Below are 14030 nucleotides of genomic sequence, written 5' to 3'. Positions count from 1 at the left end.
GAAAATCGCTGATGATGGATTATCCATTGCTTTTGCGGTCAGTGTTGTATCGTGCGAACACAGTTTTTCCTGAGAAAGAGATTGTGTCGCGTGATTACTCAGGTATTTTCCGATATACGTATCGCGCGCTTTATCAACGGGTTAGTCAGCTGGCAAGGGCGCTCGACCGTTTAGGGATTGATGCGCATGAACATGTAGCGTCTTTTGCATGGAATCATCATCGCCATCTTGAACTTTATTTTGCTGTACCTTGTTCTCAGCGAGTGTTGCATACAGTAAATATCCGCTTGTTTAAGGAACAACTCATCTATGTGATCAATCACGCCAAAGACCGTGTTCTTTTTGTCGATGAAGATCTGTTGCCCGTGATTGAGGAAATTGCTACTGAATTACCCACAGTGCACACGTATATCGTAATGACAGATAAGTCAGAACTCCCTGCAACTTCGCTTCCGAATGCAATTTCTTATGAAAATTTGATTGCTCATGAAGAAAAAGATTACGAGTGGCCGATTTTTGATGAAAATACGACTGCAATTTTAGGGTACACATCGGCGACGACAGGCATGCCAAAAGGTGTGGAGTATTCGCATCGGGGATTATATCTACACTGTTTGATGGCACTGACAGGAGAGCTTGGGACAGACGAATCTGACGTGACACTACCAATTGTCCCTATGTTTCATGTCAATGCCTGGGGAAGGCCATATTCAGACACTTGGATTGGCGCAAAACAAGTCTATCCAGGCAGTCGCCCCCAAATTTCTGACTTGTGTACACTTATAGACCAAGAGAAAGTTACGTACAGCGTAGGCGTGCCTACCGTATGGATGGGGATTTTGAACTACGTTCGACAACATCCAGGAAAATTTGATTTTCGTCACGTTCGCTATTTTCTCTCAGGTGGTTCTGCCTTGCCAATGGCATTGATCGAGGCCTATGAGAAAGAGTTAAACATTCATCTCTATCAAGGGTATGGACAAACTGAAACGACACCTGTCACTTTTATTGGGATGCAAAAAGCAAAATTTCAGTCTCTCCCCTATGCTGAACAACTGCAAAAACGAGCGAAGTCAGGATTACTTGTTCCGGGATTGGAGATGAAAATCATCAATGCGGGAGGAGAAGAAATTGCTCATGACGGTGTAGAAATGGGGGAGTTACTCTTAAAAGGTCCATGGGTAATCAAAGAGTATTATCAAGATCCTGAGAAGACGAAAGAAAGTTTTAAGGATGGGTGGTTTCGCACGGGGGATATTGTCACGATGGATCAAGATGGGTATCTGCAGATCGTCGATCGCACCCGCGATCTTATAAAGAGTGGTGGGGAGTGGATTTCATCGGTTGATCTTGAAAACGCCATCATGGGGCACCCAGCTGTCGCTGAGGCGGCTGTGATTGGGATCCCTCATGAGAGGTGGCAAGAACGTCCCCTCGCTTGTGTGGTCGTGAAGCCTGGGGAGACGCTGACAAAGGAAGCTTTGATGGCGTTTTTAGAAGCGCGGGTGGCGCGGTGGTGGCTTCCTGACGATCTTGTCTTTGTATCAGAGATCCCCAAAACAAGTGTTGGTAAATTTTCTAAAAAAACATTGCGTGAGCAATACAACTCAGGTCAACTATAATGCAGTGACCTCCCAATCTACAATGGTTGCAAACTTTTGTAGATTGGGAGGGGACTTAACCAACAGAGGCAACCGGACTGGCAAACAGCGATTCATTCATCGCAATGCCAGCTGCGCCAATCGCCACACCATTGACATATCCCATGACAATTGGGATTTCTCGGTTTTGAGAAATTGCGCGTTGTTTAAAAGTGGAGATCATTCGTTCTGAAAGAAATTTATAGGCCATAGACACTCTTCCACCAAGGACAATTTCATCAGGATTTAAGGCGTTAGCAATATTGGCCATACCAATGCCTAGATAAGTGCCTAAACGTTCGAAAGCGAATTGATATTTCTCAGAGCCAAGATAAGATTCGTAAATGACTTGTTCAAGGATGCTGCTAATTTCCGCAGATGGGGACACATGAATTTGTAATTCCTCTAAATAGCGCATCAGACTTTGTTCTGATGCGTATTGTTCAAAACACCCACGATTTCCACAACTACAGGGAACGCCGTTTTCTTCGATCGTCATATGTCCAAATTCGCCAGCTAGACCATCTCTACCTCGGAATAATTGACCGTTTAAAATAAGTCCTACGCCTACACCGATTCCAGCGTTCACATAGATAATACTTGATTTTGGCACATTGCGTTTTTCATATTCGGCAAAGGCGCCACAGTTTGCGTCATTATCCACATAGACAGGAAGCGCAAATTGTTCTTGAAGGACTTCTCTTATCCCCCAGTTTGATATCGATAAATTCGGAAGATGATAAATAAATCCAGTAGTGAAATTCACAAGTCCTGGAACGGCTAGGCCAATCCCTGTGATCCCGTGCGGCGATGGCGGCACATGTGCAAGTGCAGCTTTGACTTCCGTTTGAATCCACTCTAATAAAGAGAGTTGGTCAATTTTTTGCCCCGTTTGAGCGTTAAGTAATCGACGTACATTTTTGTATGCGATATCGCCTCGAATATTACATACCACTGTGGTCATATGCGAAATTTGCACATCAACGCCAATGCTATATGCTGCGTCGGCATTGAATCGCAGCATTACAGGTTTGCGTCCTCCGCTGGAAGCGCCATACCCCACTTCATCAACAAATCCTTCTTCAAGTAGTGTTTCAACCAATGACGATACAGTGGCTCGTGTGAGTCCTGTAGCCTCGGAAATTGCAATTCGCGTCGTCAACTTATGATCGCGGATATAACGCAAGACGCTTGCTCGGTTGAGCAATCGCATGGCGGACGCATCGATATTCATCATAGCATTTCAGATTCTCCTTATAAATGAGAGCGTGTGAATTTACTACATAGTTTAACACATTTACATAAGTGTTTGAAGTAACATGTATTTGTAATTAAAAAGGAAATTGCTGAGTTTTAAACGCGAGATCATCTATGCAGTTGTTTGGAGGAGTCCATTTCGAGTATTTGGTATTATGCGCATTTGACATACATACTGTACGGGGGTATAGTATGTGAAGGCGGTTTGATGTGATCAAGCAGCTTCTCACTAAGCAACTTTATCTAGTCTGGAATCATACACTCGTAATTCGTAAAAGATACGATTGTCGGAGGGGAATAGAAGGCAGGAGGGAATCTTCGTGGCAAAGATCGAAGAACTCAGTATACCGATTGAGGGGATGACTTGTGCATCCTGCGCGATCCGAATCGAAAAAAACGTTGCGAAACTTCCCGGGGTCAAAGAAATCAATGTGAATCTCGCCTCGGAACGAGCACGCGTCATTTTGGATAGTGAATCTACTTGGCAAGATGTCGTTCAAAAAATTGAGAAGTCTGGCTACTCTGTTCCAATTCGAGAAGTGGATCTGAACATCAAGGGAATGACCTGTGCATCTTGCGCAGCTCGAATTGAAAAAGTGGTGGGGAAAGTTGATTCCGTCAAATCGATTCATGTCAATTTAGCTTCTGAGAAGGCCCATATCTCTTACATCCCAGGGTTGATTCAAGAGGATGATCTCATAAAGGCTGTTGAAAAGGCCGGATATGAGGCAACACTTGCATCGAAACAGGTAGTTGAAGAAGAAAAACTTCGTAAAAAGCAAGAATATAAACGGGAACTAGCGAAGTTCTGGTTTTCTGTCATTCTCACAATGCCGCTCGTAATACAAATGCTGTATATGTTGTTTGGCGGTCAGGCCTATATGCCGAATTGGCTGAGTTTTATCTTGGCTACGCCCGTTCAATTTTACGTCGGTTGGCGATTTTATAAAGGAGCATATCATTCCCTGCGGGGTGGAGCGGCCAACATGGACGTGTTAGTCGCTCTTGGAACATCTGTTGCGTACGTATACAGTGTAATCTTAACATGGATAGGAAGTCCAGATACGTATTTTGATTCCTCCGCTACAGTCATCACACTTATTTTTATGGGGAAGTTATTGGAGACGAGAGCGAAAGCGCAATCGAGCTCGGCTTTGGAAGCTCTGGCCAAATTGGGTGCTAAAGTTGCCCATGTCATTCGGGATGGGCAGGAAAGTGATGTGTCGGTAGAACAGTTGCAAGTGGGGGATACGGTACGAGTTCGCCCTGGGGAGAAAATTCCGACAGACGGTGTGATTACAGAAGGCAATACATTCGTGGATGAATCCTTTTTAACGGGGGAGCCACTCCCCGTCTCAAAAGAGGTCGGCGATCCGGTAGTGGGTGCTTCAGTAAACCAAACGCGAGCATTCACGATGGAAGTCACAAAAGTGGGCTCTGATACTGCATTGGCACAAGTGATTCGCTTGGTAGACCAAGCGCAAGGGTCTAAGGCGCCTGTACAAAGACTTGCTGACAAAATATCAGGTATTTTTGTACCTATTGTACTGATCATTGCACTTTTCACGTTGATTCTTTGGGGAATATTCAGTGGTTGGTCACATGCGTTATTTGCAGCAGTTGCAGTACTGGTCATTGCTTGCCCATGTTCGTTAGGCTTAGCGACACCGACAGCCATCATGGTCGGTACAGGTCTAGGTGCAGAATCTGGGATCCTCATTAAGGGCGGAGAACATCTTGAGTTGGCACACAAAATAAACACTGTGATACTGGATAAAACAGGGACCCTCACAACTGGGAAACCTAGGGTGACTGATGTTTGGACGGCATCAGGAGTAACTGAAACAGAATTGATTCGGCTAGCAGCCTCACTAGAGGCGCAGAGTGAACATCCACTAGGTACAGCTGTCGTGCGATACGCAGAGGAACTCGGAGTTGCTCTTCAAACAGTATCGAATGTAGAAGCAATCCCTGGGAAGGGAATCGAGGGCCAGATTGATGATCAACTGATTCGAATTGGGAATGACAAGTGGCTGCTTGAACACGGGATTGACAACATTCCTAACGAGATCCTTGTTCGTTATGAGGAAACTGGGAAAACGGCGATTTTAGTAGCTGATTCAAAGCAAGTGCTGGGTATTTTGGCCATCTCGGACCCTATTAAAGAAGATGCAGCTGAAACAGTGCGTGAACTTCATCGGATGGGCATCGAAGTGTGGATGATTACTGGTGACAATGAACGAACAGCAAAGGCGGTCGCTACACAAGTTGGAATCACGAACGTCATTGCCAGTGTCCTCCCTACAGAGAAGGCGTCGAAGGTGGAATCGCTCCGTAAGGATGGGCGCATTGTGGCGATGGTGGGGGATGGAATCAATGATGCTCCGGCATTGGCGGCAGCTGACATTGGCATTGCGATGGGGACAGGTGCAGACGTTGCGATTGAAGCAGCCGACATTGCACTGATGAATGCAAGGACGTATGGTGTGGTTGATGCGATTCGGTTATCTAAAGCGACAATGAAAAAGATTCGACAAAATCTCTTCTGGGCATTTTTTTACAATGTACTTGGGATTCCGCTTGCTGCTTCTGGAATTCTTAGTCCAGTCATTGCTGGGGCGGCTATGGCAATGAGTTCAGTAAGCGTAGTTTCAAATAGCTTGTTATTGCGTTGTCTTCGCTTGGGAAGAAGTGTGTAATGTCTATGTGACAAGACGTTGCATACGGAGCGGTTGCATAGAAAAAAGGAGATGGAAGTCATGTCGACAATTACAATTGCAGTAAAGGGTATGACCTGTGGTGGATGTGTGAAATCAGTTACGAATGCACTGAATCGTGTACAGGGGGTACGCGAAGCAAAGGTGGATCTAGCAAGTGCAAAGGCCACAGTTACGTTTGATGAAACAAAAACCACGGTGGAGTCTTTGAAAGAAGCGATAGAAGAAGCCGGATACGATACTGAGTGATCAATAATTTATACATGAGTTTAATGGGGGGAGCTAAAATGCTTGCCCCCTACTTTGTATGATCGAAAATCCTGAGAATGCCCATTTCACTCGTTTTTTACTGTTTTATGACCGGATAGGGTATGTAGCGTTGACAGAGCTCCTACATACCCATCATAATGTGGTAAACCATGTGCTTGGCAGGGATTTGTGCGATGCCGCGACACGTGTAAAGGGGGGATGAGGATGGTTCCGGAAATCTTTATTCCATTTCGACCGGAGGATCAACAAGATCGACCAGGCTATTTTTTTATTTTATCTGGTCCTTCTGGTGTAGGGAAAAACACACTGCTTGGCATCGTTTTGCAGGGGTTGTCAGGCGTGTATTATATGCCTTCGGCCACGACTCGCCCCATGCGTCCTGGTGAAAGTCAACTGAATCCTTACGTTTTTGTTTCTAAGGATGAATTTGAGGAAATGATCGAGCGTGGGCAGTTTCTCGAGTGGAAGAAAATTCATACGAATGACTACTATGGTACACATTTACCATCGATTCGCTATGCGATTGAAAATGGCTACGATATTATCACAGACATGGATGTGCTCGGTTGTGCAGATGCTGTCGCGGCTTTTCCAGAACACATTTGTACAATTTTTATAATGCCACCTTCACTCGATGAATTGTCAAATCGCCTGTATAGTCGGGATGCAGACCAACGCAATATTCAGAAGCGACTAGAGCGTGTGGAGCTTGAGATGAAATATCAAGACAAGTATGACTTTGTGGTTGTAAATGACAATCTCGACGAGAGTGCGCAGCAGTTGCGAGAGATTATTCAAGAAGTGAGAACTAGTAAAAACTTCAAGGGGAAGCGGGAAGTGCCACAATAAAGGCACAGCTTCTCCCGCTTGTTTACCATGTAATTTGAACGTTGTACGTTTTTAACCACGTGTTGATTTGAATCAGATAGTCAAACATCTGTGGGGTTGCCATGATTTGACCAAACCAAGGCCGATGTTCGAGTTTATTGTAACTTGCTTGAATCAGTTCGCGAACGGCCGATTCGTTTATTAAGGCGTGAATAGGTTGCGTTTTATCGTCGAGAATCTGCTCTACCCACTCTCGTACAGCAGCTAAATAAGCGGGGTTATGGGTAGAAGGATAGGGGCTTTTGCGTCGATAGACGACGTCATCAGGTAGAATGCCCACCATTGCTTTACGCAAAATGGCCTTCGCAGTCCCATCAAAACGCTTAATCTTCCAAGGAATATTCCACACATACTCGACCAATCGATGGTCACAAAAAGGAACTCGAACCTCCAACCCTGTCGCCATACTCATGCGATCCTTGCGTTCAAGTAAAGTCGTTAAAAAGCGTGTGATGTTTAAATAAGAGATTTCACGCAAGCGCTCTTCCTCACGGGTTTCACCAGGTAGTTTTGGCACTTCGGCCAGCGCCTCATGGTAGCGTTCCTTCACGTATTCAATCGGGTTAAGTCGTGCGAGGAATTCCTTGGACAAAAGCCGTATACGTTCTTCGAGTTGAAGTGACCAGGGAAAAGTATCAGCTTGTAATGCGTCTTCTCGATGGAACCAAGGGTATCCGCCAAACACTTCGTCAGCGGCTTCGCCTGACAGCGCGACTGTCGCCTCTTTTTTTATTTCCTTGCAGAAAAGATAGAGTGACGTGTCAATGTCTGCCATGCCAGGAAGGTCGCGAGCGGCGAGCGGGCGAGTTAAATGTTCGATCAAATCAGGTGTGTCAAAGACGATTTCATGGTGTATGGTGCCAAGATATTTGGACACGCGGCGGGCAAATGGCGTATCGCGCCCAGTCTGAAAGGCGTTCGCTTCAAAGTATTCATCCATATTTGCAAAATCGATCGAGTAAGTATGCAAGGGGCCGCGTCCATCTGCCTGAAAAGCTTCCGCAGCAAGTGCACTGACTGCACTGGAATCGAGTCCTCCCGATAAAAAAGTGACTACAGGCACATCGGAGACGAGTTGGCGCGATACGGCATCTCGCAGTAATTCGCGCACCGTGTCAGCAGTTGTTTCGACGTCATCTTCGTGTGGATGGCTCTCGAGTCTCCAGTACTGGGTGATTTTTGTCCCTGACTGAGAGTAGAGCAGAGAGTAACCAGGCCGTAGTTCATGAATTCCTTTAAATACAGCGTGACCGGGTGTGTGGGCCGGACCGATGAGAAGTAATTCGGCGAGCCCTTCCAAATCGACTTCAGCTGGCACGTTTGGATGTGCAAGAAGAGCTTTCAATTCTGAGCCAAACACGAATAAGTGACCACGTTCCGTGTAGAATAGAGGTTTTACACCTAAGCGATCACGCGCCAAAAAGAGGGTTTGGTCGGTCTCACTCCAGATGCCAAAAGCGAAAATTCCGTTGAGTTTTTCTACGCATTGGGGACCCCATTGGACATAAGAGAGCAGGAGTAATTCTGTGTCAGATCGCGTTTCAAAGGTGTGTCCGCACAGTTCGAGTTCTCGCCGCAATTCATCCATATTGTACAGTTCACCATTATAGGTGATGACATATCTGCGACCGTCTACACGGCGCACCATCGGTTGGATCCCGCCTTCTGGATCGATGACAATGAGTCTGCGGTGAGCAAACGCCACGGGCCCATGGACAAAGGTCCCATCCGCGTCCGGTCCCCGACAGACTAAGGTTGTGCCCATGTGCTCTATCGTGTTCAAACGTTCTTTTGTGGCACCTTCCCAATCGACATATCCTGCAATTCCGCACATGTCAGATTCCTCCTAGTAAACTGTTCAGGGATTTATGAGCCCAGGTCTTTCACAATGTATGCAAGAGGCCAAAAAGGTGTGTCGATGATACAATGAGGGAAAGGAGATTGTGGGCAAGATGATACGCGAAGATCACGAGTATTTTATGGAGCTAGCCTTACATGAGGCGAGGCGGGCCTATGATTTGGGGGAAGTTCCGATTGGTGCTGTTGTAATAGATAAAGAGGGGCAGGTATTGGGAAGGGGATATAATCTGCGTGAGTGGCGCGGCGATCCTACGGCTCATGCGGAGATGTTAGCCATTCAGGCTGCGGCTGCTAAGCGCAAGCACTGGCGACTTCACGACTGCCGCTTGTATGTTACGATCGAACCCTGTATGATGTGTGCAGGTGCGATTCAACTTAGCAGGATCTCGCATGTAGTTTATGGAGCTGAAAATCCTAAGGGTGGAGCACTCCGGTCATCTGGTCATGCGTATGCATTTGAACGACTCAATCATTATCCAGTTGTTACCGGTGGCATTTTGGCTCAACAATGTGGTAATATAATTCAAGATTTCTTTCGCGAAAAACGCTTGCGCTAATTCATGAGTAGCTGTTTTGACGCGACCTGCGGAGAGATGTCCGAGTGGTCGAAGGAGCTCGCCTCGAAAGCGAGTAGTCCTTAACGGGGCTCGTGGGTTCGAATCCCACTCTCTCCGCCATTTCTATATTTAGCCGGAGTCTCAGCGCTCATCTAGTTGGGTCCTGCGCAACGCTTGCTCTCGAACTGTGTCAGGTCCTGACGGAAGCAGCACTAAGAGATGTCAGACGGGTGCCGCAGTCCCGCCTGGCTAGGTGGCGCTGAGAGTTCGGCTAAATCTTCATGTTTTTCGGTCGTCGTACGGCAAGGGGAACGTGTGCATGCGCAAATCTCACTCGGAGTTATCAACTCTATTCGAAATGTTTGGACTATCGGGAAGTTCGGAGGATCAGGTAGATCCGACCCCTATTTTGCATTTGATGCAGTGGATGATGTCAATACTGCCTATTTCCTACATATATACGGATTCGCATCAATTGATGATCGAATATAATCATCCCTTTGCTGAGCTCGTTGAATTGCCGGTGATGGACGCTCCGCAACCACTCCACGTGATCCTTAGTAAATACCCCCCTTTGATTGCGCTTTTTGAAAAGACGTTTCTGGAGCAGAGCGAATATCGTTCTCGCTTGGTTCATTTTGAGCGCAAAGAAAAACTTGTTCATTTACTTGTTGACGCCCATGTCATTCAGCAACACCAAGAGGTATATGGATCAATATTTGCTTGTCGCGAGATCGACAACTTGATGACCATTGAGGCGCAGGTATTGCGACATGATAAATTGGCGACTGCAGGGAAAATGGCGGCGGGGATAGCGCATGAAATTCGCAACCCACTGACTTCGATCCGAGGTTTTCTACAGGTATTAGAACGGGATCTCGTTGCTGTAGGATTAGAAAAGGAGCAAGTTTATATTCAACTGATGCTATCTGAAATTGATCGGGTGAATCAACTCGTCAACCAAATGTTGCTTCTTGCAAAGCCAGCAGATCTTGTGCTGGAGATGATTACATCCAATGAAGTGATTGAGAGCATTGCCTCTATTGTTCAATCCGATGCCCTGTTGCGCAACATAGATTGTCAGTTTCTTTTAGAACCTACGTCTCTTGTGCGCGTGGATCGCAATCATCTCAAACAAGTGCTGCTTAATCTTGTGAGTAATGCACTGGATGCGATGGAAGATAGCGGAGGGGGGACGTTAACGATTGCGACACATGATGATGCAGACAGAAAAAATGTTCACATCGACATCTCTGATACGGGACCAGGCATTCCATCTTATATGATTGATCGAATTTTTGATGCATTTTTTACCATGAAGGAACATGGAACAGGTCTAGGGTTGGCGATTTGTCAACGCATTGTCACTGAATTTGGCGGAGAAATTCGCGTCTTTTCTAAGGGATTTGGTACGACTTTTTCGATCATTTTACCGGCTGCGGTCAAGGAGTGATCATGGTGTCTTATGTGGCTTTGTATCGCGCGTGGCGACCGCAGCGCTTTGCGGACGTAATTGGACAGGAGCATGTGGTGACCACACTGACGCACGCGCTCCAGATGAACCGCTTGGCACATGCATACTTATTTGCCGGGCCACGTGGTACTGGGAAAACCAGCTTAGCAAAGATTTTGGCAAAAGCGGTCAATTGTGAGCATCCGCAAGGGGTTGAGCCTTGTAATGTCTGCCCGGCTTGTACTGGGATTACAGCTGGCGCGGTTATGGATGTGATTGAGATGGACGCGGCGTCGAACCGCGGAATTGATGAAATTCGCTCTCTGTTGGAACAAGTGCGATATGCACCGACTGAAGTTCAAAAGAAAGTGTACATTATCGATGAAGTCCACATGTTAACGCCGGAAGCGTTTAATGCATTGCTAAAAACACTCGAGGAGCCCCCCGATTATTGCCTTTTTATTTTGGCCACGACAGAATTGCATAAAGTGCCTCCCACTGTCGCTTCACGGTGCCAACGCTTTACTTTTGGCCGTGTCAAGATTGAACGTGTGGTCGATCGCTTGCGAGAAGTGGTCGCAACGCTCCCAGTTGAGATTGAGGATGCGGCCTTGTGGCTGATTGCGCGTTTGACAGAAGGAGGATTGCGTGATGCGCTCGCGCTGTTAGATCAGGTGGTCGCATTTTCTGATTTACAAGTTGGCGTAGAGCAAGTGGCGCAAGTGACAGGGGGGGTTGCGAGTGAAAAGATTGGCCAGCTTTGCACTCATGTTTTTACGCGTGACTATGCGGCATTGTTATCACTGCTGGCGTCATTTTGGGAACAAGGAGTGGATCCGTCGCAGCTTGTAGTAGAGATTTCGTCCTATTTACGCGATGCGATTTTACAGCGTTGTGGGGGAGTAGAGGAAAAATCCGGAGATCGCTCCGCGTATGATCCCACATTCCCAATCGTCATTCAACGTGTGACTCCTGAAATTTTGCTGACCTTTGCGCAGCGAATGGGCAGCCTACAGTCGGAATTGCGTTATCAAGCACAGACTCGGCTTTATGTCGAAGTGAGTCTGGTCTCTTTTATAAACGAAATACAGGCTCAGCAAAAAGCAGGGCAGTTGGTACAAGCGGAGGTATTGCAGGAATTACAGCAAGAGGTATCGCAACTGACGAAACGCATTGAGGCGTTTGAACAACGGCATGAGAATTTGCGTAAAGAAAGGAGTTCCCCCATCACAAGTGAGGAAGTGCGTACACCTTTTACTGAGGGGAAAACTCCTGACTACATGGCGCAAGCGGATTTTGCTCCTGCTTCAGAGGTGCGAGTCTCTCCGATACATCCTCAAAAGGTGGCGATGAGGGGAATAGAGCCATGGCGTGGAAAGAAAATGTCACAAAATGATCAAGATCGACTTGCTGCGATTGAGCAAAAGTGGAATCTCGTTTTAGAAGAAGTGAAGAAGGTGAGCATACAGTCTAGGGCATGGTTGTTGGCGGGACGTCCTGTAGCTGTGTTTGGAGAACATCTTGTGGTCGCTTTTAAGTCTTCTTTGCATGCGGAGACCGTGATGCGCAGTCCTCACCGCGAATTCATTGAAGAGGTGTTGCAAAGACTCTTTCAATGCACGTTATCAATCGCTACAATCCTTGAGGACAAATGGGGACAATTGCAACAAGAGCATCCGCTGGATACTGAACCCATACAGTCGAAAGGACGTGAGCCGTGGGTGGAAAAAGTGATAGAATTACTCGGTGAAGATCGAGTGCAAATTGTAATCGAAGAATAGGAACAGGAGATGGTCTAATGAAAAATATGAATCAGTTGATGAAGCAAGCCAAGAAATTGCAAGAGGATATGAGTAAGGCGCAAGAGGCGCTCGGTTCCATGACGGTAACGGGGTCTGCGAGTGGAGATGCAGTGACGATTCAGATGAATGGACATCGCAAAGTGGAAGTTGTGAAAATTAAGCCGGAAGTGGTCGACCCTGAAGATGTAGAGATGCTGGAAGATTTAATTTTAACGGCACTGCATGATGCCAATCAGAAAGTCGAAGCGCTCATTGAAGAACAAATGGGCAAATACACAAGGGGATTGAACATCCCTGGGTTATTCTAATGTTGCAGTTTCCAGAACCTATTTTGCGGCTGATTCAACAGTTTGAGCGACTGCCTGGAATCGGTCCAAAGTCCGCACAACGTCTTGCATTTTATGTGACGACGATGGCAGATGAGCAAGTGCAAGAATTCGCGCAGGCGCTGTTGCGTATGAAACAGGAGTTAACCATTTGTGAACAGTGTTGCGCAATCAGCGATCGCAGCCCTTGCCCGGTATGTGGAGATCCCCTACGCGATCGCAGTGTCATTTGTGTAGTGCAAGACACTCGCGATATGCTTGCAATTGAGCGAATGCAAGCATATGACGGGCTCTATCACGTACTTGGCGGGGCAATTTCCCCGATGGATGGGATTGGTCCAGACCAGCTTCACCTGCGTGAATTGTTGCAGCGCATCGCGAATGAACAAGTAACTGAGCTAATTTTAGCAACCAATTCAACAGTGGAAGGCGAGGCTACAGCGATGTACATCGCGCGCTTGGCACATCACTTTGATCAGTTGCAAGTTACACGTATCGCACATGGGATCCCTGTGGGTGGCGATTTGGAATATGCGGATGAAATAACGCTTAAACGTGCGATGGAATTTCGCCGTCCAATCTAAAGTTGTCATAAAACCTCTGCTTGCTCACTATACTCTACTAACCATACGGAAAGTAGAGGGCCGGCCTATGGAGGAATTCGAGGGGTTTTCGGACGAGCAGCGCGCAGAGCTCCTTGCGCAAATTGCAGACGCACATGCGCAGTGGCAACTGGCCTTGCAACAGTTTAACAACGCGATGGACGAGGTTGTTATCGACGATGCCATCTATCTGTTAAATGCGGCGGAAATGCGATTTGAAGGGTTAATGCGCGTGGCTAGGCGTTTGCGAATTGTCGTGAACATCCCAAACCATGTAAATTTCCGTTCGTATCGGTCTGATCGTCAAGACTTTCCTCGTGTGAATCTATCTTTTGCGCGCGACTCTGATTCCTTTTAACGGAGGAGGCGTACGATGTTTAGCGATCAGACTGCACTTTGGATGGCACTTGGCATTTTAGTGGTGCTCATTGTGGCTGCTCAAATTTTGCGTGATCCGCTGTCTTTTTTTGGCGTTCTTTTGCGTAACTTGAGCGTGGGCTTGCTTGCTCTCGCGGCGATTGATTATGTAGGGAAGGGAATGGGCATTCACGTTCCACTCAATCTGCAAACAGCTGGCGTCGCGAGTGTATTAGGGGTGCCCGGTGTCGCGGCACTTGCGATTGTCCAACACTGGCTTCTCTAAGAATGCCACGAGTGA

The 14030-nt window shown here is 46.9% G+C and carries 13 protein-coding genes, 1 tRNA gene and 1 other RNA gene; 13 read left to right on the top strand and 2 right to left on the bottom strand.

Annotated elements, in window-relative coordinates:
* Positions 1-11: 11 nt before the first annotated feature.
* Complete coding sequence (locus BM613_RS07975; protein WP_109430648.1) at positions 12-1622, top strand: long-chain fatty acid--CoA ligase; 1611 nt, start codon at positions 12-14, stop codon at positions 1620-1622.
* A 55-nt stretch (positions 1623-1677) separates the two neighbouring features.
* Here BM613_RS07975 and BM613_RS07970 read toward each other — a convergent pair whose 3' ends face one another.
* Entirely contained in the window at positions 1678-2874 is a 1197-nt protein-coding gene (locus tag BM613_RS07970; RefSeq protein WP_245926307.1) for an ROK family transcriptional regulator, read from the bottom strand.
* Positions 2875-3217: 343 nt separating this feature from the next.
* Here BM613_RS07970 and BM613_RS07965 point away from each other — a divergent pair, with 343 nt between their 5' ends.
* The 3 genes from BM613_RS07965 to gmk all read left to right on the top strand — a co-directional run bounded on the left by BM613_RS07965 (position 3218) and on the right by gmk (position 6733).
* The gene (locus tag BM613_RS07965) at positions 3218-5596 is read left to right on the top strand and encodes a heavy metal translocating P-type ATPase (protein ID WP_109430646.1); all 2379 of its coding nucleotides are present in this window, start codon (positions 3218-3220) and stop codon (positions 5594-5596) included.
* A gap of 60 nt (positions 5597-5656) precedes the next feature.
* Positions 5657-5863: a copper ion binding protein gene (locus BM613_RS07960; protein WP_109430645.1), complete on the top strand. Its 207-nt coding sequence runs from the start codon at positions 5657-5659 to the stop codon at positions 5861-5863.
* Between the two features lie 225 nt (positions 5864-6088).
* The gene (gene gmk, locus BM613_RS07955; RefSeq protein WP_181362970.1) at positions 6089-6733 is read left to right on the top strand and encodes a guanylate kinase; all 645 of its coding nucleotides are present in this window, start codon (positions 6089-6091) and stop codon (positions 6731-6733) included.
* 22 nt (positions 6734-6755) lie between these two features.
* Here gmk and asnB read toward each other — a convergent pair whose 3' ends face one another.
* On the bottom strand, positions 6756-8606 hold the full coding sequence (asnB, locus tag BM613_RS07950; RefSeq protein WP_109430643.1) for an asparagine synthase (glutamine-hydrolyzing): 1851 nt from the start codon (positions 8604-8606) through the stop codon (positions 6756-6758).
* Between the two features lie 118 nt (positions 8607-8724).
* On the opposite strand from asnB, the gene BM613_RS07945 reads away from it, so the two are divergent.
* The 9 genes from BM613_RS07945 to BM613_RS07905 all read left to right on the top strand — a co-directional run bounded on the left by BM613_RS07945 (position 8725) and on the right by BM613_RS07905 (position 14015).
* Positions 8725-9189 carry a nucleoside deaminase gene (locus tag BM613_RS07945; RefSeq protein ID WP_109430642.1) on the top strand — a complete coding sequence of 155 codons (465 nt, stop codon included), beginning with the start codon at positions 8725-8727 and terminating at the stop codon, positions 9187-9189.
* A gap of 30 nt (positions 9190-9219) precedes the next feature.
* Positions 9220-9309 (top strand) — tRNA-Ser (locus tag BM613_RS07940).
* 34 nt (positions 9310-9343) lie between these two features.
* An RNA gene (ffs, locus tag BM613_RS07935) (signal recognition particle sRNA small type) lies at positions 9344-9443 on the top strand.
* Positions 9444-9508: 65 nt separating this feature from the next.
* Complete coding sequence (locus tag BM613_RS07930; RefSeq protein ID WP_109430641.1) at positions 9509-10642, top strand: two-component system sensor histidine kinase NtrB; 1134 nt, start codon at positions 9509-9511, stop codon at positions 10640-10642.
* 5 nt (positions 10643-10647) lie between these two features.
* On the top strand, positions 10648-12423 hold the full coding sequence (gene dnaX / locus BM613_RS07925) for a DNA polymerase III subunit gamma/tau (RefSeq protein ID WP_181362969.1): 1776 nt from the start codon (positions 10648-10650) through the stop codon (positions 12421-12423).
* Between the two features lie 17 nt (positions 12424-12440).
* Positions 12441-12752 (top strand): YbaB/EbfC family nucleoid-associated protein, encoded by a 312-nt coding sequence (locus BM613_RS07920; RefSeq protein ID WP_109430639.1) that lies wholly within the window; start codon positions 12441-12443, stop codon positions 12750-12752.
* A 2-nt stretch (positions 12753-12754) separates the two neighbouring features.
* Positions 12755-13354 carry a recombination mediator RecR gene (gene recR / locus BM613_RS07915; protein ID WP_109430698.1) on the top strand — a complete coding sequence of 200 codons (600 nt, stop codon included), beginning with the start codon at positions 12755-12757 and terminating at the stop codon, positions 13352-13354.
* A gap of 67 nt (positions 13355-13421) precedes the next feature.
* The gene (locus tag BM613_RS07910; protein ID WP_109430638.1) at positions 13422-13730 is read left to right on the top strand and encodes a DUF2508 family protein; all 309 of its coding nucleotides are present in this window, start codon (positions 13422-13424) and stop codon (positions 13728-13730) included.
* Positions 13731-13745: 15 nt separating this feature from the next.
* Positions 13746-14015, top strand: a complete 270-nt coding sequence (locus tag BM613_RS07905) for a pro-sigmaK processing inhibitor BofA family protein (RefSeq protein WP_109430637.1) — start codon at positions 13746-13748, stop codon at positions 14013-14015.
* The last annotated feature ends 15 nt before the right edge of the window (positions 14016-14030 follow it).

Origin of the sequence: Sulfoacidibacillus thermotolerans (genome assembly GCF_003144315.1) — a bacterium.
Lineage (GTDB): Bacteria > Bacillota > Bacilli > Alicyclobacillales > SLC66 > Sulfoacidibacillus > Sulfoacidibacillus thermotolerans.
The sequence above is the reverse complement of the archived record's forward strand: the minus strand, read 5'-3'. Positions and strand labels throughout refer to the sequence as shown.

Bases quoted from the DNA above. Each gene is read 5' to 3' on its own strand.
- BM613_RS07930 (WP_109430641.1), top strand. From the start codon at position 9,509: ATGCGCAAATCTCACTCGGAGTTATCAACTCTATTCGAAATGTTTGGA.
- BM613_RS07920 (WP_109430639.1), top strand. From the start codon at position 12,441: ATGAAAAATATGAATCAGTTGATGAAGCAAGCCAAGAAATTGCAAGAG.
- gmk (WP_181362970.1), top strand. From the start codon at position 6,089: ATGGTTCCGGAAATCTTTATTCCATTTCGACCGGAGGATCAACAAGAT.
- BM613_RS07945 (WP_109430642.1), top strand. From the start codon at position 8,725: ATGATACGCGAAGATCACGAGTATTTTATGGAGCTAGCCTTACATGAG.
- BM613_RS07910 (WP_109430638.1), top strand. From the start codon at position 13,422: ATGGAGGAATTCGAGGGGTTTTCGGACGAGCAGCGCGCAGAGCTCCTT.
- asnB (WP_109430643.1), bottom strand. From the start codon at position 8,606: ATGTGCGGAATTGCAGGATATGTCGATTGGGAAGGTGCCACAAAAGAA.
- BM613_RS07975 (WP_109430648.1), top strand. From the start codon at position 12: ATGATGGATTATCCATTGCTTTTGCGGTCAGTGTTGTATCGTGCGAAC.
- BM613_RS07970 (WP_245926307.1), bottom strand. From the start codon at position 2,874: ATGAATATCGATGCGTCCGCCATGCGATTGCTCAACCGAGCAAGCGTC.
- BM613_RS07960 (WP_109430645.1), top strand. From the start codon at position 5,657: ATGTCGACAATTACAATTGCAGTAAAGGGTATGACCTGTGGTGGATGT.
- BM613_RS07905 (WP_109430637.1), top strand. From the start codon at position 13,746: ATGTTTAGCGATCAGACTGCACTTTGGATGGCACTTGGCATTTTAGTG.